Origin of the sequence: Paenibacillus luteus (assembly GCF_006542765.1) — a bacterium.
Classification (GTDB): domain Bacteria; phylum Bacillota; class Bacilli; order Paenibacillales; family Paenibacillaceae; genus Pristimantibacillus; species Pristimantibacillus luteus.
In genome coordinates this window covers 1-20636 of sequence record NZ_SKCD01000024.1, presented here as the reverse complement: position 1 = coordinate 20636, position 20636 = coordinate 1, and the positions used below count along the sequence as shown (strand labels likewise).

The following is a 20636-nucleotide window of genomic DNA, read 5'->3' as shown; positions in this document are numbered from 1 at the left end:
AATTATTACCACACGAACGCTATGTTTCATCAAGTGAAACATAGTTTCATTATTCAGCATTATTTTAATTCAGCTTCTATTAAATAGCTAGTGCTGATTCAATTAAGCGGTACACAGCAAGGATACAGAAGCCTACTGTCGAATATCTATTTCGTAATGGTTTTTTTCATCTCTTATTTTAATAACTTCCACAGGAGGCGTATCTCATTATGGCATTTACCATCAATAATTTAAAAGATAACAATAACGTTGTAATCAAAGAGCAGCTTGGCGGGTTTACAGTCATTGAATATAAAGAGGATTTGAGCAGCACAACCTTGGCAGAGGCTGAATCCAACTTCTACATGAGCAAGAGCAATATGCGCAATAAGCAATTAATGATTGAAATTAATAATAGCGAGGTTATGTTGAGCGCAGGAGCCCTGCAGTATATGGTAGGCAATATTGAAATGACTTCGGGGATTAAAGGCGTTGGAGGTTTAATGAGAAACCTGATGTCCAGCGCGGTAACAGGGACGAGTGCTGTCAAACCTCTGTATAAAGGCACCGGTACAATTTTATTGGAAACCACCTATAAATACTTGTGGCTCATTGATGTCGACAATGACCATATCGTAATGGAAGATGGCCTATTTCTCGCTTGCGAAACCACGCTGGAAATCGCCGTCACTGCCCGCAAAAACCTTTCCTCTGCAGCACTAGGCGGGGAAGGACTCTTTAACTTAAGCGCCAAAGGAAAAGGGATTCTCGCACTCGAAGCGCCTATTCCAGCCGAAGAAGCTGTTGTCATCGAATTAAAAAATGACGTACTGAAGGTCGATGGAAACTTTGCGTTAATGTGGTCGAATACGCTGGACTTCACTGTGGAGAAATCCGGAAAAACCCGGTTGGGGTCGGCTGCTTCTGGCGAGGGCCTCGTCAATGTATACCGAGGAACAGGGATGGTATGGTTAGCTCCGCTCATGCAATATTCGAGCGGCCCAGGCCAAATCAAAGGTACGGTCGGATAACGTTTAAAAAAAGTCCTTTAGGCGGAGTTCGCTTAAAGGACTTTTTTCGGATATGCTAAACCATTTTTTCTAAGCGTAAAGATAACAGGGATTAACATTAAGCTTTCAAAAATACCGTTTTGATCGAAGTAAAAAATTCAATAGCCGCTTGACCCTGCTCTCTCGAATGCGAGCTGGATTGCTTCATTCCGCCAAATGGCGCATGCAGCTCCACACCTGCCGTTTCCGCATTTATGCGTACCAAGCCTGCATCCATATCAGAGATAAAGATCAGAATATGACTAATATTTTGCGTATAAATGGAGGCACTCAGTCCATATTCCACGTCATTGGCCAGCGATAAAGCTTCCTTTAGGTCCGCAAAAGGGATGAGCGCCAGTACTGGTCCAAAAATTTCCTCCTTGGCAATTGTCATATTCATGGTTACCTTTTCGAAGACAGTCGGTTGCACGTAATAGCCATTCGTCAATTCCTCGTCCTTCGGTATGCTTCCGCCATAGAGGAGGCTCGCTCCTTCCGCGATTCCCTTATTAATGTAGGAAAGAACGTTATTACGCTGCTTTTCATTGGCACAAGGCCCCATCCATGTGGTGGAATTCTTCCCATTTCCCAGCTTCAACTGTTTTACTTGATCCAGCAGCTTCGCACGGAACGCTTCATAGATGGAGGATTGAACAAGCACTCGGCTCGTAGCCGTACATTTTTGTCCCGTGGATTTTAATCCGCCGCTAATTGCTGCTTCAACGGCAAGATCGAGGTTAGCATCTTCAGCGACGATAAGCGGATTTTTCCCGCCCATCTCCAATTGATACTTGGCTCCTCGGGAAAGAGCCGCTTGGCCAATCTGCTTCCCTACTTTATTGGACCCCGTAAAGGTAATACCTTGAATATTGGAATGATTGGCAATACCGCCTCCAATTAGAGCACCGTCACCTGTGACCATATTGACAACGCCTGGCGGAAAGCCTGCTTCCTCAAAGCATGCAAGCAGCTTAGCTGCCGTAATCGACGTTTCAATTGCTGGTTTTATAATAATCGTATTGCCATAAATAAGCGCTGGAGCCATTTTCCACATCGGGATCGCAACCGGGAAATTCCACGGCGTTATAACACCTACAACACCTAGAGGCACTCGAGTGGTGAACATGATCGCCTCAGAATCAGTTGAAGGAATAACATCACCTGTCTTCCGCATGCCTTCCCCAGCATAATAACGAAGAATGGCAACTCCACGAGCCGTTTCGCCTTTACACTCCGCAAGGGTCTTGCCCATCTCACGCATCATGGTTTCAGCTATATCTCCCAGTCTAGCCTCCAAATGGTTGGCTGCCTTGAACAGATAATCGCCCCGGGCCGCGCCCGAGAGCTTGCGCCATGCTTCTTTGGCACGATTAGCGGCGCTCACCGCAAGATCAAGATCTACTTCATTGGAATCCTGCACATATCCGACGATCTCAGACGAATTCGCAGGATTAATGCTTTCCGTCAACCTTCCGGTTGCGGATACGCTCCATTTTCCATCTATAAAATTCAAATAAGTCTGCTCTATAGTCATTTCTCTATTCACTCCATCCCTTGGGTTATCGCTTTAGCTCACTGAAGGAATTCCCAAACCCTCGGCAAAACTGTCGGATTGAATGGCAGACGAATGATACCTGTCGAGAACTTGAATGCCCAAATGAGCTCTGCGCACTTTCTCCCTGCACTGGGCGATAGCCAGCTCCTTGTTATGAATCCCCGCCGGATACACGCTAACAGCATTCCGAAGCCCGAATTTCAGATAAACCGGTGAAGCGATTCTTACAATTTCCGGAATTTCATAGTTGCGAATAAAACCGCCCAAATCATCCGGCGACTCAATATAGAGATCGATCGGAGCATCAACCACGGTTCGAATCGATGACAGCTGCGGCAGAGTAATATCGCCCGGCAAATTCAAGGTTGTGCCGCCAAGCTCCGTAAAAATCCGCGCATTTACAGGGTTGGTTGGGCTCATCAGCGCTGAAATCTTCACGACCAAATTGGAGGGGAGCTGTCCTTTGATTTTCGCTTGATTGATTAGCCATAATAAGCCTTCGTCCGCCACAAGCACGCTTCGAATGCCTAAATCCGCCGCTCGGAATATTTCTTCCAAACCGTATAGCAACTGATCCATTCCAGCGTGCCTCCCGCCAAGCAGCTTTCCGCTGCTGCTAAGAGACATCGCTCCGATATCGAAGCTCATTCGCGGCCCAACGAAGAGGCATACCTCCATCCCTTCCGCCATGCCCATTTGGACCATATCGCTAATTTCGGAATCGCTTAACAGCATAATTCCGCTGCCCTGGGAGACGCGGTTGATTGTTAGTCCAAATTGCTTGGCTTCAGCAATGACGCTCTCCATAATGGCAGGACCCTCTACCGAAGGGATTTCCACACGGTAATGGGCTCCATCTTCAAATGTTTTTGCGCTTGTCGCGAGCTGATACTGTTCTTTATCCGGCAAGCCAAGACTAGCCGCAAAGGCTTGGGCCTTATTCATCGTTGTTTCCCCCTCGACTCATTCCATATAGGTAAATGACTAACTCCTCTTAACCTCGTCCGACGGTTGGTTCTATAAATTTAGCTTCCTCTTTCGAATTTGGACGCAGAAAATCGAGGTCGCAGCCTTGGTCGGCTTGCAAGACATGATCCGCATGCAGCTTCATAAACCCTCGCTTATGCGGACGAACAGGCGACCAATCACGCAGACGCTCACGTATTTCCGCATCCGTTAGCTCTACGCTAATCGTACCGTGATCGAGATCGACCACAATCCAGTCCCCGCTTCGAATGGCAGCGATAGGCCCTCCAAGCTGGGCTTCCGGTGAAACATGCAAAATATTCGTACCAAAGCTTGTTCCGCTCATTCGGGCGTCGCTGATTCGTACCATATCCCGAATTCCCTGCTTTAGTAGCTTCTTCGGAATCGGCAGCGCTCCCCATTCGGGCATCCCTGCTCCCACCGGGCCGCAGTTTCGCAGAACTAACACGGAGGTCTCATCGACCTCCAGCTGTTCGCTATCAATGGTTTCATACATCTCTTCATAGCTATCGAATACAATCGCTTGGCCTCTATGCCGGTGACTGATTAAGGAACTAGCCGCTCGTTTCAGAACAGCTCCCCCAGGAGCAAGATTGCCTGTTAATATGGCAATGCCCGCTTCCGATTTGAAAGGCTCGGCCACCGAATAAATAACCGTATCCTTATAGGCTGGATAATCGCGATAACATTCTTCAAGCGTAGTTCCAAGTGCGCTCAGACAAGTCGCATCCAATTCGGGCAGCAGTCTGCTGATCACAGCTCCAAGCCCGCCTGCTTCAAAAAAGTCATCCATGCTATGCTCTCCGCTCGGCTGGAGATTGACCAAAAGCGGGATGCCCTTAGATTTTTCTTCATAGTGCTTCAAAGGGATATGAATTCCGAGCCGGCCTGCAATCGCAGTCAAGTGGATAACCGCATTGGTAGAGCCGCCAAGCGCTGCAAGCAGCTTGATGGCATTATCGAATGCAGCTTCCGTCATTAGACGAGCCGGAGTCAACTCTTCCCTAACCATCGAAACAATTCGTTTGCCCGTTTCTTCTGCTGCCCATTTACGGCTGGCATGCGTTGCCGGAATCGTGGAGGTGCCCGGCAGCATCATGCCGAGAATCTCCGATAAGCATTTCATGGTAGAGGAGGTGCCCATGACGGGACATCCGCCCTGCGTGCATGAAATGCATTTTTCCAGCTCGCTCCATTCCTCGTCTGTCAGAAGGCCCGTATTGTAATCATCCATCAACTTCCAAAGATCCGTCCCATAATTCACTTTCTTCCCGCGAAAGGAACCCGATGCCCGGTGTCCGGCAGCAAGCTGCAGCGAAGGAATATTGCTGCTGGCTGCACCCATAAGCTGGGCGGGTGTTGTCTTATCGCATTCGCAAAGCAGCACTGCACCGTCAATGGGCAATGCCCGAATGGATTCTTCAACGTCCATCGCCATCAAATTGCGATAAGGCAGATCCGAAGGCTTCATAAAATCAGCAGGTGTCGTGATCGTGTGCATCTCAAGAGGGTATCCTCCGGCAAGCAGCACTCCGCGTTTGACAAATTCGACTAATTCTTTATGGGGCGCATTACAGCTATTCAAATCACTCCAGGAGTTAAAGATACCAATAATCGGCTTGCCTACAAATGATTCGGGAACATGCCCATTAGCCCTCATGGCCGACAGATGCTGGAATCGCGTTTCCTTTGACGGGTGTTTAAACCATCGGTCACTGCGCAAAGACATGCTCAAATCACCTCTTCCATCCGAATTCGTGTTGTTGTTGTCACTTGCTCGCCAGGCTGAAGAACACGGAAGCCCGTCAGCTCCTGCGGAAGCTGCAAGTTTGGTGCATTCGTTATCCAAGTATAAGGCTCTGGGCACAAATAACCCTGCCGTGCATCATGGTTGTAGACCACCCAATGCTTAAATTGCTCGTCCGCGCTGTACACAACGCGAATGCCGGCATTCAAATCGGTCAGCACCGCTTCATTGGCTCCCGTTCCCGCTGTCTGAAACGCATCGTCCAGCGCGTGCTCGACTAAGCTTTTTCCCTCGCGAAGCTCCTCCAAATAAGGAATATCCACCAGTTCGCCTGTTGGCAAGAAACGTTCGTCCAGCACCCACTGCTTATCCGCATTTAGAGAAAATCGGCACTGCGCCAGATCCCCTGAGGGATCAAACGGATAATTAAACGTCGTATGGTAGCCGAGTCCCCAAGGAAATGGCGCGGCATCCCGGCTGCTAATTGTCGCTTTAATCGTGAGCGTTGCCCGCTCCAAGATGTAACTCATTTGAACACTAAATGAATGTGGAAACCGAGATAAAATCGCTTCATGCTCATCGGAATAAATGATCGTCTCCAGTACGATCCTCTCTCCCTCTGCCTCCGCCCGTAGAAGCTTCCACGGCGCATCGAATAATAAGCCATGGGTATGATTGTGTTCAGCGGCATCATTAATATCAAACTGATAGTCCCTGCCATTAAAAGCGAACCTGCCATCGGCAATGCGATTGGGAGGAAAGAGGATCGGCAGACCATACAAGATAGGATCTGCCTTGTACAACTCCTGACTTTCCGGAAATCGCAGCAATTCAAGATTTTTGTTTTTTAATCGCAAAGATAGTAAATTACTTCCCCAAGCGGGCACTAGTGTGAACTCCAGATCCTCATTTTGCACCCTTATTGCTGTCTCCCCATATAGCTCATACTGTTCGATAGCCATTTTGCCTTTCCCCCTTAATTAAAGTGCTGCCTCATCGCAGCAAGGCTAGGCAATTTAAGGATATCATCCAGCAGTGCACGAGCCTGTTTCTCGGAACGGGTCCACGGATCCATCATAATTAACTGGACAAGATCTTCTAGATTCCCGCTATCATAGGCCTGCAGCTCAATTTCCACGGGAGCGACACGGTCACGAAGCGCAAAGTTAATCAGAGGCTTAGGCAAGCCTTTGGTCTTAATGCCTTGAACGCCGATTCCACTGACGTAACAAGGAATTTCCACCTGAAAATCGAGCGGGATGCCCGGCACGTAGTTGCTGTCATTCAATATATTAAGGATCATCACTCTAGGCACATCACAGGCTATCGCTTCAATAAACGGAATCATCGGTTCTGACGAATGCACCGGCGGGAAATGATCCATCACTGCTTCTGTCGTATTTTCGGAAACCTTCCGAATCCTCTCAACACCAGCAGCGCCTCCTGCGAAGTAAAGGTCCCGCCACCAAGCCTGAGGGTCTTCCTTATAGAGATGCTCCGTCTCTTGATCCGCATGGTGCCAAGCCGGCCAAGAGCCGCCGCCCGGATTTCCCGTATCGCCAATTGGAAATACGCCGAATTTCTTATAGAGATCAAGCGCTTTGGGACCTAACCAGTCGCAGGTCGCGCAGTTTTCGATGTAAGCAGCCGATTTTTCTTCAATCCAACGATCCAAAATAGGAAATGCATTTTCCCCTTTGTATCGGAACTCGGTCAGCCAAATAAAGTGATTCACGCCTGGAATCTCATACGTTATATGATTCGGGTCGAGTCCAATGACCTCAGCAACAGCTTTTACCCCGTTAGAACCATGGCAGAAGCCAGCCAGCTTAGCCTGCGGATACTTGCGCTGCAAGTAGGTTACGCCCGCCATGACCGGGTTGGACACGAGCATATACCAAGCGTCCGGACAAATCTCCAAAATATCCAGCATGACCGATTCCATCAGGCGCAGCTGATCGAAATTAATCCAGAAGCCTTCGTCATGCATCACATGCAGGCTCCCGCCAAACCGATAACCGTGCTTCTGGGCTATATCCCATCCGTCCTTCAAGCGCTGATGGCCTCCGACTAGTGCAGCAAGCACGACGAAGTCGGCTCCGCGCAGCGATTCTCTCCGATCCGTCGTTTTTTCCAGCACCAGATGGATATTAGCTTCTTTGGCGTAGCGTTCGCAAAGGGAATATGCGCTTTCCAATCTCTGCTCATCGATATCCATAAAGCTGACGACACTGCCTTCAAGAGAAGGCGTCAAGCAGATGTCCTTGATTAGGCTGAGGGAGAACATGGCAGATCCTGCTCCGATAATGCTAATTTTAGCCATAGGTATAACCTCCATATGAGAGTGAGTGATTTTAAATAAGGGCTTGTTATCAAATCGCAGCCGATGCTGCTCCGTCAATGCTTAAATTAGAGCCGCTAACGACAACAGATTCGTCGGAGGCTAGGAATAACACGGCATACGCAACCTCGCGTGTGGTTGCCATTCTTCCGAGTGGCTGCTGCTGCTTGATGATCGGGTACAATTTATCCATTCCCCCCATGCTTTCGGCGAGACGGACGTTCATATCGGTCTCCACCCAGCCTGGCGAAATCGAATTGCAGCGGATGCCCTTCTCGGCATAGGAGACGGCAATCTCTTTGGTTAACCCAATAATGCCTGCCTTGGAAGCAGAATAAGCGGTATAGCCAGGCTCCGTTAAAGAGGCCATGACCGAAGATGTATTAATGATAGAGCCACCATTTCTCTTGAGCATCTCAGGGATCGCTTTTTTGCACATTAAGAACATCGACTTCAGGTTAACCTGCAGCACTTCATCCCATGTTTCTTCCTCATAATCCAAAATATCGCCAACAGGCATAATTCCCGCATTGTTAAAAACGATATCAAGCCCGCCGTAAGCATTGACCGCGCTTGCCACCGCATCTTCAGCCGTCTTCATCAAACCCACGCTGCCGCATACGATCTCACAGTTTCCGCCCATTTGGCGAATTTCCGCAGCAACCTCGTTTAACTTCTCCTCATTGATGTCGACCAGGATAAGACTCGCGTCTTCTTCGGCAAAGAGCAGTGCGGCTCCCTTACCGATTCCTGCTGCCGCTCCTGTAATGATCGCTACTTTTGAAAAGAGGCGCCCTTGCTTCGTAATCATGTAATGACATCCTTTCGTATCCTCATTCGATACCGTTTATTTAACAGCTCCGATAACCAGCCCTTTACGAATATAGCTTTGAAAAATAATATAAATCGCAATTGGAGGCAGCGAAGCAAGCAACAGCCCTGACAATAACAGCGGGTAGTCTGAGCTGAACCTGTTGAGTACCGTCGCCACCGCAACGGTTACGGTCTTTAAGCCATCCGATTGCAAATAGATCAGCGGGGTTAACAAATCGTTCCACCAGTTCGTTGCATTAAAGATCGATACCGTGACCACACCCGGCAAGCTCATGGGCAAAATCACTTTGAACATCGCCTGATGATATTTGGCGCCGTCTATTTTTATCGCTTCAAGCACTTCATCGGGCATGGCTCTCATCAGTGAAGTGAGTAAGAAGACCGTGCTCGGAATAGCCGAGACAGACCAGATGGTCACCACGGATATGATATGGTCGGTCCAGCCGATCTTGGACATCAACAAATAGTTTGGAATGATAAAGGTAATACCCGGTATGGTCATCGTGGCGATCATAATAATATAAAACCCGTTGCGGTATTTGAATTTTAATTTGGCAAACGCATAGGCCGCCGGAATAGACAAGGCTAGGGAAGCAACTAAGCTAAGTCCAACATAGACGAGCGTATTGCCAAACAACCGAACAAGAGAGAAGCGATAAATGAGTGCGATGAAGTTATCAAAATACCAGGTTTTTGGAAGACCCATCGGATGTTTGATATATTCTATCGTTGGCTTCATACTACTGATGGCCATGTAGAACAACGGATACATCGCCATGAAGGCAATGACAGCGAGCACGATAAAAATCAGAAATCTGATCATTCTTCTAGAGGCTGTTTTCATAATGTCCTCCTATTGCTCCAAGCGCTTGGATATTTTCAACTGAATCCACGTAATGAACATAACAATGAAGAACAAGAAAACCGACAGTGCGCTCGCATAGCCCATATTTCCGCTTCGGAAGGCTTGAATATAAATCATATAATCGATGGGAGTTGTCTCGTAACCGGGCCCGCCGCCTGTGATCGAATAAACAAGGCCAAACAGACCGACAAAAACATAAATGACATTGACGATCGTAAAGTAGAAAATCGCTGGATATAACGACGGGATGACGATGTACATTAATCGCTGACGCCAATTGGCTCCGTCTATTTTGGCCGCATCAAACAATTCATTGGAGATCGAAGATAGCCCCGATAAAAAAATGAGCGTTCCTTGGCCTAGCGTCTGCCAGTAAAAACATAGAATCAAGATCATAAATTCGGTCGGCACCGTATTCAGCCAATCCGTCGTAAACGCGCCAAGTCCGGCATTTTCCAGAAGCGTATTCACGATCCCTTTGTTCGTAAACATCGATTTTGCCAAAAAACCGATAACGACCGAGGAGAGGATTGCCGGCAAGTAATACACCGAACGAAACAAGCGCCACCCCGGAACCTCCTCATGCAGCAGAACCGACACCGTAAGCGATATGAACAAGATGCCCGGTACCGATAATAAAAAGATCAGATTGTTACGCAGCATAAGCGGCAAATCGCCATTACTGAGGATCGTCTTGAAATTGTCCCAGCCAACGTACGTAGAAGTGACCCCATCCCATTCCGTAAAGCTATGAAAAAATGTGTTGAACATGGGATAACCAACGAATACAGCTAGCAACAGAAAAGCCGGCAGCAAGGAGAACAAACCTACCCATCGTTCTTGCTTGAGACCCATTCCTCTATTCCTCCTTGCCTATCGGCAGAAGCAGCCTCCCGTCGGAGGAGGCCGCTTCTTGGCCGCCTATTTATTTTTTTAGAAGCGAATCGCGTTTCTGATCGATTTTCTTCATAAATTCTTCCGCTGTCATTTTCCCGCTGGAAACTAGGGATTGCAGCGACATCATCTCGCTTGTCAGCTCCGCTGGATATACATTATCCGGCCAGAAAATCGTGCTAGGCTCATTGGCCATATCTTGCATCGTTTTCACTAGCGGCTCGGATACGTACTCGTTCACGTCAACATCGTTAACAACAGTGATGCGTGCTTCGCCCGATTTGATTTTGTTGATTTGTTCTTCTTTGCTCATGAGGAATTTGACGAAATCAGCCGTTTCTTTCTTATGCTCCGAGTAGTTCGTTACCACAAACGCAGCGCCTACCCCGCCTGGGCCGCCATCGTGGATTTTAACATCCTCGCTGAAGTCTGGAATTTTCATAAAGCCGACCTTATCGCCCATCTCCTTGCTGAAGTTCAAGATGTCCGCATTTGCTCCAACCGTCATGCCAAGCTGCTCTTGAATAAACAATTGTCGAACCGAATCGTCGGCAATAACCAAATTTTTCTCGAACAGCTCGCGCCAGCCCTTCATGACATTCACCAGCTTAGGATCGGAGAAATTGGTTGTGCCTTTGACCAAGCTGTCTAGGCCCGGAATATCCACCGTTTGAGCAATCCAATAGTCCGGCACATGAAGGAAGCTGTCCTTAAACAAACCAAGCGGCGTAATATCCTTCGTCTTCACTTTTTCCAGCATGGCTACAAATTCCTGAAAATTTTTCGGGCGCTGGGCAATCGGATCAATGCCGGCATCTGCGAAAATTTTCTTGTTATACGCCAGAAGAAAAGTTCCATCTGTCCCAAACGGAACGCCATAGGCTTTGCCATCTGCCGTAAAGTCCTCCGTCGTTGCGCTCCATCCCACGATTCTGGATCTTTCTTCACCTGAGAAGTAACTATCCATCGGCTCTAAAAATTGCTTAAACCGAAGCATATAGGAACCTGACCAGAGTACCGTTAAATCAGGGCCGTTCTTGGCAATGCTTGCCGTTTGAAACTTAGCAAACAGCTCATCTCCGGAAGGTACGTCCTGCACATCAATCTTCACATTGGGATGGGCTTTCTCATATCGGGCAACGGCCTGAGAAATATAGAAGTCTTCTTTTTTCTTTGCTTTGTTATTTTCATCAATGGTCGCAAAACCTGAATTCCAGAAAACAATGTTGACCTTCTCTTGCCCCTCACTACCCGTAGAAGCGCTTTCATTTTCATTCTTAGTACATGCAGTGAGCGACATTGTAACCAGCATCATTAGAGCTATGCTTAAAACAGACCATCTTCTCATTTTCATGGAAACCTTCCTTCTTTCGTTAGTTGATGTCTTGCTTCCAAGTATAGAAGCTTTCCATAAGCAGATGAATCTCCTAAGCCAACCATTTGATTTATCACTTTATATCCGAAGAGGATGCCATTTATCATTTTTCATGCCGCTGTTAACATTTTTTAATTCTTTTCTGTTTCAGCATAGTGTGAAGGAGCAATCCCCTTAATTTTCTTAAACATGCGGGTAAATGAGCTCAGGTTTAAATAGCCCAGCTTATCTGAGACCTCCGTTAAGGTCATCCCGCTGCGGATCATCGTTTCGGCTTGCTCCACCTTGGCAGTCAATACGGCGGTGCTGAAAGAAATGCCTTTCTCCTCCTTGTAAATCCTGCTGAGATATACGGGGCTTACTCTCAGATGCATCGCGATGGCATTCAAGCTAATTTCATCAAAGCGATGCTCCTGAATAAACCTCTCGGTGGCTTCAACAAACTTCTTTCTTTCATGGCCGTTCTTTTCTTTGAAAGCCGGCTCTTGCAGCACATGAATGGCGTTGTATAGCAAATGTACAGCCTGGGTTAATGAAACGCAGTCCAGTAACTCCGATCTTTGGAAATAGGACTCCTGTGGGCGTCGTCCCGACATTTCGCAGATTTGCTTCAGCTGAAATAAAATATCCTCCAGTACATTGTGCAGCAGGATTGGTTTGGGATAGGGCGGGCCAACAACCTGCTTGAGATCTGCCAACAAATCGCCTGCCTGCTCGAATTGAAAGCTCGACAGCTTGTTCATCATCGCCTTTTTCCATATAAACACAGCATCGGAAAGCGTTGCTGCAGGCAGCTCGCCCTGAAACAGGTGATCATTTTCCCGAAAATATTTGAGGCTTAGCAGTTCGCTAGCTGAACGATCATACACGGTCCATTCCCGCCAGTCTGTAAACCTTTTGCTCACAGCAATGGATAGCGAATGGCCAAGATATTGCGAAACCGAGTCGATCAATAGCTTCGGATCGATATCCGAGCTGTTCGTGCTGCTTAGCAATACATGCCAGCGGTTATCTTTCATATTTTCCACAAACCCAATTAGCCTGCCGCGGTAAAGCTCAACCGCCATATGGTCAATCGAATGGCCTATTTTAACGATTTCTTGGGAAGTTAGCGCGGAATCCTCCTGAGAAGGGTCTAACGCCACGACCCATGCCTCATATTCTCCCTTCTGCAGAAAATATTTATACTCTCCCAGCTTCTCGGCAAACGCTTCTGTCTCCTCACCGTTATATAAGCCGTGCAGCCAATCTCTTAATAAGCTTGCTTTACGAACGAATCTTGAACCTGCTTCCGGCGTCCCTTCTTCCTGAAAATGATGCTCCAGCAGCTTGGCTTTCATCTTGGCTGTCAGCTGCTTCAAAATGAGCTGAAGCTCTTCAATTTCCATCGTTGATTTTACAATGAAATCATGAACGCCAAGGCGCAGCGATTTGCGAACCGTTTCGAAATCCTGATTGCAGGTCAATATAATAAACTCCCCCTCTGGATTCAAGGGTTTCACTTTTTCTATAAAATCAAGCCCATTCATTCTAGGAAGCAAAATATCTACAAGTGCGATGTCCGGCAGAAATCTCTCGTACAACTCAACGGCTTCAACTCCGTCTCTGGCTTCGCAGACGACCTCCAGCCCCATTTCAGACCAAGGTATTAATGATTTGATCCCCATTCTAACTAACATATCGTCTTCAATAATCATCACTTTCATTTCGAATCCCCTCCATTATGATCGATATATGGGAAGGTAAGCGTGACATTCGTCCCTTTACCCACTACACTTCGAATTTCGATGCCATACCGCTCACCATACTCCAGCTGCAAGCGACGATGTACATTTTTGAGCCCGATCCCCGAGGTTCTTTCCTCATCCTCGTTCTCATTTGAATCCGTGATCAGCATACCGGCAATGGAGCTTTCTTCAATTCCGACTCCGTTATCTTTAACCTCCACCCGTACCTGACCGCCTTCTAATACACAGGCTAGTGTCAGCTCCGGTGTACTCCCATCGAGATTAGTGAAACCGTGCATGATCGCATTCTCAACAATCGGCTGCAGCGTCAGCTTCAGAATTCTTGCTCCTCGCACCTCATGCGGCACATCCCATATCGTTTCAATTTTGATGAACATCCGTTTTTCCTGAAACGCAATATAGCTTCTGACATAATCCATTTCCTCGCCGACCGTGCTCCATACGGTTCGTGATTTACTAAGCGTATAGTTCAGCATGCTGCTTAAATTAACAAGAGTCTGGGCAATCATCTTCTCGCCCTTCATTTCCGCCATCCAACGGATCGAGTTAATCGAATTATGCAGGAAATGAGGCTTGATCTGGGACAGCAAGAGATTCAGCTCCAAGCTCGACTTTTCCCGTTCATCCGTTTTAATTCGCTCAATCTGTTCATTAATCCGGCTTAGCATTTGCTGAATGCCCGAGAACAAAATTTCGATTTCTTCCAATCCTTTGTACTGGAAATTTCCAATGACATCCTGCCCCTGCCCAGCATCATTAAAGCGGATTTTTCGCACCATTCTCGATAAATTCAGCACAGGTATCATCGCTTTTTTTGTGAATATATACAGAATAAATGAGATTAAAAGAATGGAAGACACGGTTACCGTGAGCGTATGGCTCCACAATTGCTTAGTAGGACTGGCCAAAAGGTCTTCGGGCGTTAAAGCAATTAAATACCATCTTAAAAAGGGGATGTTTTGGATGGAGCAGAAGTAGCTTTGCCCATTCCACTGAATCAGAAAGCTTTCATATCCCCCACCGTCCACCTTCGCTTTTGATATCGCCTGTCTGGACAACTCCTGCAGGTGGTCGTCATCATCTTCACTAGAAATGAGCAATTCGCCGTCTTCCTGACTTATGAATGCAAGGGTTGAGCTGTTCAGCTGAATTTTGCGCAGCAACCGCTGGAATAGGCTCTCGTTGACCTCAACGTTTAAGAGGCCTAGCGCCGAATTGCCATGTACAATATTTTTGGTGAAATAAAATGCGTTCTGCCCCTCCGAGAGATCGTGAAAATTAGGGCCCACATTGCGATACATGACGTTATTATCATAAGGTATCCTCTCGGAGGGCCAATTAAACTGCTGCACGACTTGCTTTAATCGTTCAACCTCGGTATCATGCAAAACGCTATTGCTGAATACATCTCCTTGATCATTAATAATTTGTACGTATAAGGGCACTCTTAACCGATACGCAGCAGTGAACGACTTCAGCCGGTCTCTGACCGCTTGTTCATTTATGGAAGCGTTATCATTTTTAGTTAACAGCCTCTGCAATTCCTGATCCTGCGACAAGGTGCGAATATAATCCTCGATATGGTTCACATAAAAGTCCAAGCTAATGGAGAGCGACTCCATGTTGCTCGAAACCGATTTATCGTAAAGCGTCTCCACTTGCTTAACCGCTCCTTTGCCTAGCATATAACCTTGGATAAGAACCGGAACAATAATAATACACATAAGCAATAAAATAAGCGTAATCAAGTTCAGCCGGCGTTTTATCCGTATCATCTATAAACCCTCCTCTGCGGCTTAACAATTATTCATGTAATGAATATTGTTTATTTATTTGTTTCCGTAGTCCTATTCAACTATTTCTTATCTTGTAGTGCTATTATATCCAGAATAATAATCAATACCACGATTAATTATTTTTGGCTAGTTATCTCAAGTCTAAAACAAAAAAACTGCAAAGATCGCTGCTGCATGCGGCAGTACGATCTTTGCAGTTTCTTGTTTTTGTATGCTTCTTAAAATGCTGGCGGCTTTATGCTCTTTAGCTTATTTTTGCGGTGCAATATTATTGTAAATCCGCGTTGCATTCACTTTTCCTGTGCTTACATCCTCCGATGTGAAGCCGGACACGATATTGCCCACTTTAAATTCTTTGCCTAGCAGCTCTTCCGATGGCTCAGCAGCCGTCGGGCCTTGGATGCCGAGGCCCGTTTCAGGCGTTACGGTTACCCACAAGTCGCCAACCTTGAAGCTTTGCCCATCTTCGCTTACTTCCGTAATTTGGCCTTCAATATTAACTACTGCTTTGCCTGTAGTAGGCGGGTTCGCTGTATCGTCCTTCTGCGGAGCAATATTGTTGTAGATGACATCTGCTGTCACCTTGCCTGTGCTGACATCCTGGGAGGTGAAGCCCGATACGATGTTGCCCACTTTAAATTCTTTGCCCAGCAGCTCTTCCGATGGTTTCACTGCTGTAGGCTCCTTACTGCCCAGCTCCGTTTTATCGGTTACCTCTACCCATAGGTCTCCAATCTTAAAGCTTTTTCCATCCTCGCTGACCTCGGAAATAACGCCGTCAATATTGACTGCCACTTTGCCCAATGTTGGAGGCTTCGTTGCAACCTCCGAAGGATTAGGGTTATTAATCGTGGGGGCTTGTTGATTCATTGCAAAGAGGCTCACCGATAATACCGCGCATGCTGCTATGCCGACAGTCCAACCTGTTAACGTTTTTCTTTTCGCTTTTTCCATTTTTAAACTCTCCTTTTGATTGATCTGATTGGTTTGTGATGTTTTTTCCATTTCTGAAATCACTTTCTGATAGGTTGCTTCTTTAAAATTCTCACTTGTTTTCACACGAGACATCGCGGATTTATAAACAGATTTCTTCATCCTCTAGGCCTCCAATCTTCTCTTTTAAGATAAGACGTCCTCGTGCAAGCCATGTCCCTACCGTTGCGGGCTTAGACTGCAAAATAACTGCAATCTCCTGAATCGAATAGCCCTCATAATAGTGCAGATGAATCGGAATTCGATATTTCTTGTCCAAGGCCAATACAGCCTGTAAAACATCATTTTCTTCCTTCGGCAGATAGCTTAGATCTTCTGGAACAGGGTTCCTGCTTTTGAACCACCCGGTCTTCAGCATGTTTTTACTTTTATTAATGGTTGTTCGAATCAACCACGCTTTTTCATGTTCACTATTTTCAAATACAGGGTGCTTCTGAAGGTAAGTAAGAAATACTTCCTGTGCCACTTCTTCTGCGTCAGCTATATTTTTCAAGTACGCAAAAGCAATTTTGATCATGCTTTGTGAATATAGATCCAAGGCCCGCCGTACAGATTCATTGAGCTCATATGAATTGTACACCTCAGCACCCCCTTTCACTTTTAATACAACTGAGAGCCCTCATATTTTTCATTGCCGCTAATTTTTTTTTAGCATTCGGATATATACAATAAAATAACCATCCGGTTGTTGCCTTCATCACTGACGGTCGGGTAAGAAAGGAAACCATTGTTGCCTTGTATTCAAGCTGCCTATATAATGGAAGTTACCCTGTTTTTAAGTCAAAAACTAAGGATCTCCTTCATGAGTGCCACAATAGAACTCCTCTTTATGACGGCTTCAGTCATGTTGATCTGCTTTATTTTCATCTCTGTTTATAGCTTTCGGAGAGAACGCGGAGTCGTCTATCTACTTGGTGTAATTATATGTCGAATCATTTACGCAAGCGGTGTCCTTCTGGAAAAAAGCAGCTATCTACTAATAGAAAAGCTTTTTTTCCGAAATATCCATCAGACCGCCCTTAATCTAATGGTTCCTCTCTTCTTTTTATTTGTCCTTGAATTAATTGGTCCTCACAAGCGATTAAAAATGCCATGGAAAATATCAATTCTGGCTGCGTTTGCTCTTTGGTCGCTGCAAATGTGGTTGGATCCCTATTTTCATATGATCTACCTCTCGATCGAGCTCTATGACGGTCATTTAGTAACGACGAAAACTAGCTACTCCATTACATTTACCATGATCTGCTTTATCATAATTGCAGCAAGCTTGTACTTGTTGTTTCAATATATACGCAATATTCGAAGCGACCTGCGAAAACCGGGGCTTTGGGTTATATTTCTGGCCTCATTTTCGTTTGTGCTGGAGATTGTCAAATTCGCAAACCCCGCTTGGTCTCCCTGGTTGCTCCCATTGACGGTTTATTGCGGGTTTACAGGTACGCTTATGCTTTTGATTGTTTTAAGATACAAGTTCTTTTCGATCGTTCCGTTTGCCCGAAATATTGTACTGGATACGCTTCAGGAAAGTATTTTGATTGCCAACTCTTCAGGGAAGGTTATCGATAGCAATCTACAGGCTTATTTATGGTTCAGCAAGATGGGACATTCATCGGTATCTGATCGAAATATTGATCAGCTGCTCGCGAGTTGGCCCGATTGGTATAGGTTATGCAGGTCTATGCAGCAAGGCAGCGTAGAAATAGATGTCCTGCTGGATGGTGAACGGAGAATTTATAGTGTCAACGTTTATCCGCTGCAAGTGCTGCGCAAGCAAGGGCAAGGCAGTATTTCGCTCATTTTTGACATTACGGAGAAGCAAAGGCATTTGGAGCAAATCGCAGAGCTCAACCAACTAAAGGACCAGCTTATGACCATCGTATCGCATGATATTCGCAGTCCGCTGGCACTGCAATTTCAATTGATTGAGTTACTCGAAGAAGATCGAGAAAGCTTCAACCCGGACCACCGGGAAATTATTGAGCTGCTGGGAGACCAGATCCGCAGTACACTCGGTATGACATCTAACTTGTTAGAATGGTTTCGCAGCCAGAAAGAAGATATGTCCCTTCGTCCGCAGCTTCTGGAATTATATGAGGTTGTGGAGGAGTGCTGCTATGCCCTTCATATAACAAGCGAAGCCAAACAAATCATTGTGAACAATCATGTTGCACCTGGCATGCTTGTCTATACAGACCGAGAGGCACTTGGATTAATTTTGCGGAATTTGTTGTCCAATGCGATTAAGTTTACGGGGTTAGGCGGTTTAGTTGAAGTCTCCTCTGTACGATCAGGGGATATGGTGAGTGTTTCGGTCTGTGATAACGGCGTGGGGATGGAAGCGGAGCAGATCGATCAGTTGTTTGCCGAGAAAGAGCTGGGCTCGTTAGTCGGCACGTTCGGAGAGAAAGGGGCTGGACTTGGGCTGCGTGTAAGCCAACAGTTTATACAGCGCAGCGGCGGGAGCTTATCCGTGGAGAGCAAGGCGGGAGAAGGAAGCTCGTTTCGATTTACTCTTAAAGGGGATATGGAGTAATAAAATCAAAAATCCCTGCTTTAATCCCCTTATCATTCTCTCATCCATTACTTGTAGATATCGGCGCGGCTTTTGGAAATCATCATTGATATTGTTCGTAAATCTCGCGAATTTCATCGGAAGGCTGTATGCCAAGCTCTTGCTGCAGCAATTGCGTATAGTGCTCATAGCAGCTGCAAAATGACTGCCGATCCCCCATAGCTCCGAGTATTCTTAGCAGCAGAATATTGGAATCTTCTTCAAATTCGTTCCGTGAGACCATTCTTCTCGCTATTTGTGCGGCTTCTCTATAGCGCTTCTCTGCTGCAAGCCAGCTCGCAAGACGCTTGGCTAAGGAATCATACATAATGGCGAGCCTCTCACGTTCAATGGCTACCCAATCGAAAGATTTATCCTCAAACAGTTCACCGGTATATTGTTCTTCCAACACGATAGCCGCCGCTGCATTTGTCGGGTTTATTTCCGTTATTGCCTTAACGCCTTGCTCGAATTGAATAAAATCAACATCTGCAAGATCGACATTTAAACGGTACTGGTCTTGCACCGAAATGACCATTTCTTTCAACCCGTTCGGAGAGAGCACTTTTCTGATCTGATAAATCGCCGTATGAAGATAAGTCTCGGCATTCTTAAGAGGCATCTCCAAGAAAATATCCTCCAAGATGCGGGTTTTGGTGGTGCCCCTGCCTTGATTAACAAGTAAATAGGCAAATAGCTCCATGCTTTTTTTGGACATCCACTTCACCGTATTCCCTTGATTGTCGCTGACCTCGAAGCACCCCAACCCCCGCACCATGAGCCGATTGGAATTGCTCTCATCCGCATGATCTAAGGGAACGCTATGTCTACTTACCGCCTGCGCAATGGTCTGAGCCAATCGCAACCTTGAAATCGGCTTGACCATATAATCGAGAGGATAAACATCGAAGGCTTGAATGGCAAACTCAGAGTGAGAAGTTGTAAAGACGATATCCAAGGTACGATTAATTAAACGCAGGCTGCGGGCCAGCTCTAATCCATTATCTTCAGCAATTTTAATATCCAGAAAAGCCAGCTCTACCTTCTCCTGCTGAACAAAGTACAGCGCCTCTTTAGCGCTTTGAAAGCTTCCGACCAGCTCTACTCCTTCCATTTTGGAGAGCAGGCGCTTCATAGCAAGCAGCATAGCAGGTTCATCATCAACAATCATAACTTTCACCGCTTCGTTCCCCCCTCTCGCGTTAAATTGCAATATAACCTTTTGTCCTTCTTTTCACAATAACGAATAGGCCCGAAACACTTTACCTCTAGTATACGAATAGGAAAGGATAGAGTACAAGATTGTATGAATATCTCATTTATCATTGCCGTGACTGTTCCGTTAGCTTTTCATTGAGAATAGCCATGTATTTTACACTTTCTTCCCAAGGATTTGGTTAAATTGCCTTATTCTAAATTTTAACAAATGACCATGAAAGACTACTGAAAGAATGGCTTCATCCGCAACCAAACCCATGCAGTGAGATGGCAATCCAACTTTAATGAGGAATTCTAGTGAAGCCTATATAAGATCAACTAATGAGTTTAGACTCAATGGAAATTTGAACGAAGGATTCCATACGGACGGACAGTCGGTCTATGATAGTCCATAGTCCAGCGGCTCCAAATGGACCGACTATGACCTGGTTTTGGAGAAATAGATCTAATTTTTAGATCTAACTTGGCGTAACAGGCCGAAATAGCTGAAATAGGTCTAAAAAATAGATCTAATCTAGCTTAGCGGCTCCAAATGAACCGGATATGGCTGGGTTTTAGAGAAATAGATCTAATTTTGCAGCTAGAATAAAAAGTGGACACCTCATAAGAGAATGCAGATAATAAACAACAAAGAGGAAGAGGTGTCTAGTATGGGTGAGAGCAGGCAGCGGTTTAGTGATGAGTATAAAGAAAAGACAGTC

16 protein-coding genes are annotated in these 20636 nt (G+C 46.1%); 2 read left to right on the top strand and 14 right to left on the bottom strand.

Annotated elements, in window-relative coordinates; all coding sequences use genetic code 11:
* The first annotated feature begins 209 nt into the window (after positions 1-209).
* Complete coding sequence (locus tag E0496_RS19370) at positions 210-1010, top strand: AIM24 family protein (RefSeq protein ID WP_141503503.1); 801 nt, start codon at positions 210-212, stop codon at positions 1008-1010.
* 97 nt (positions 1011-1107) lie between these two features.
* Here the strand turns inward: E0496_RS19370 and gucD are convergent, their stop codons facing one another.
* From gucD to E0496_RS19305, 13 genes are all read right to left on the bottom strand, one after another.
* Positions 1108-2565, bottom strand: a complete 1458-nt coding sequence (gene gucD, locus E0496_RS19365) for an alpha-ketoglutaric semialdehyde dehydrogenase GucD (protein ID WP_141503502.1) — start codon at positions 2563-2565, stop codon at positions 1108-1110.
* A 33-nt stretch (positions 2566-2598) separates the two neighbouring features.
* On the bottom strand, positions 2599-3531 hold the full coding sequence (locus E0496_RS19360) for a hypothetical protein (RefSeq protein ID WP_141503501.1): 933 nt from the start codon (positions 3529-3531) through the stop codon (positions 2599-2601).
* Positions 3532-3580: 49 nt separating this feature from the next.
* A complete protein-coding gene (locus tag E0496_RS19355) occupies positions 3581-5302 on the bottom strand; it encodes a dihydroxy-acid dehydratase (protein WP_141503500.1) in 1722 nt (573 codons plus the stop codon).
* Positions 5303-5304: 2 nt separating this feature from the next.
* Positions 5305-6282, bottom strand: a complete 978-nt coding sequence (locus E0496_RS19350; protein ID WP_141503499.1) for an aldose 1-epimerase — start codon at positions 6280-6282, stop codon at positions 5305-5307.
* 14 nt (positions 6283-6296) lie between these two features.
* Positions 6297-7643 carry a family 4 glycosyl hydrolase gene (locus E0496_RS19345; protein ID WP_161601492.1) on the bottom strand — a complete coding sequence of 449 codons (1347 nt, stop codon included), beginning with the start codon at positions 7641-7643 and terminating at the stop codon, positions 6297-6299.
* A gap of 49 nt (positions 7644-7692) precedes the next feature.
* Positions 7693-8472 carry an SDR family NAD(P)-dependent oxidoreductase gene (locus E0496_RS19340; protein ID WP_141503497.1) on the bottom strand — a complete coding sequence of 260 codons (780 nt, stop codon included), beginning with the start codon at positions 8470-8472 and terminating at the stop codon, positions 7693-7695.
* A gap of 36 nt (positions 8473-8508) precedes the next feature.
* On the bottom strand, positions 8509-9318 hold the full coding sequence (locus E0496_RS19335; RefSeq protein ID WP_206669821.1) for a carbohydrate ABC transporter permease: 810 nt from the start codon (positions 9316-9318) through the stop codon (positions 8509-8511).
* Between the two features lie 30 nt (positions 9319-9348).
* The gene (locus tag E0496_RS19330; RefSeq protein WP_139996600.1) at positions 9349-10215 is read right to left on the bottom strand and encodes a carbohydrate ABC transporter permease; all 867 of its coding nucleotides are present in this window, start codon (positions 10213-10215) and stop codon (positions 9349-9351) included.
* 70 nt (positions 10216-10285) lie between these two features.
* Positions 10286-11608 carry an ABC transporter substrate-binding protein gene (locus tag E0496_RS19325; RefSeq protein ID WP_141503496.1) on the bottom strand — a complete coding sequence of 441 codons (1323 nt, stop codon included), beginning with the start codon at positions 11606-11608 and terminating at the stop codon, positions 10286-10288.
* 152 nt (positions 11609-11760) lie between these two features.
* Positions 11761-13335, bottom strand: coding sequence for a response regulator transcription factor (locus E0496_RS19320; RefSeq protein ID WP_141503495.1), 1575 nt, complete (start codon positions 13333-13335; stop codon positions 11761-11763).
* A complete protein-coding gene (locus tag E0496_RS19315) occupies positions 13332-15152 on the bottom strand; it encodes a cache domain-containing sensor histidine kinase (RefSeq protein ID WP_141503494.1) in 1821 nt (606 codons plus the stop codon). The genes E0496_RS19320 and E0496_RS19315 overlap by 4 nt, the downstream gene beginning before the upstream one ends.
* A 270-nt stretch (positions 15153-15422) precedes the next feature.
* Positions 15423-16268, bottom strand: coding sequence for a hypothetical protein (locus E0496_RS19310; protein ID WP_141503493.1), 846 nt, complete (start codon positions 16266-16268; stop codon positions 15423-15425).
* Positions 16249-16746, bottom strand: a complete 498-nt coding sequence (locus tag E0496_RS19305) for an RNA polymerase sigma factor (RefSeq protein WP_139996594.1) — start codon at positions 16744-16746, stop codon at positions 16249-16251. The genes E0496_RS19310 and E0496_RS19305 overlap by 20 nt, the downstream gene beginning before the upstream one ends.
* Before the next feature lie 177 nt (positions 16747-16923).
* On the opposite strand from E0496_RS19305, the gene E0496_RS19300 reads away from it, so the two are divergent.
* On the top strand, positions 16924-18699 hold the full coding sequence (locus tag E0496_RS19300) for an ATP-binding protein (RefSeq protein WP_141503492.1): 1776 nt from the start codon (positions 16924-16926) through the stop codon (positions 18697-18699).
* A gap of 82 nt (positions 18700-18781) precedes the next feature.
* Here E0496_RS19300 and E0496_RS19295 read toward each other — a convergent pair whose 3' ends face one another.
* Positions 18782-19888, bottom strand: a complete 1107-nt coding sequence (locus E0496_RS19295; RefSeq protein WP_241674892.1) for a response regulator — start codon at positions 19886-19888, stop codon at positions 18782-18784.
* Between the last annotated feature and the right edge of the window lie 748 nt (positions 19889-20636).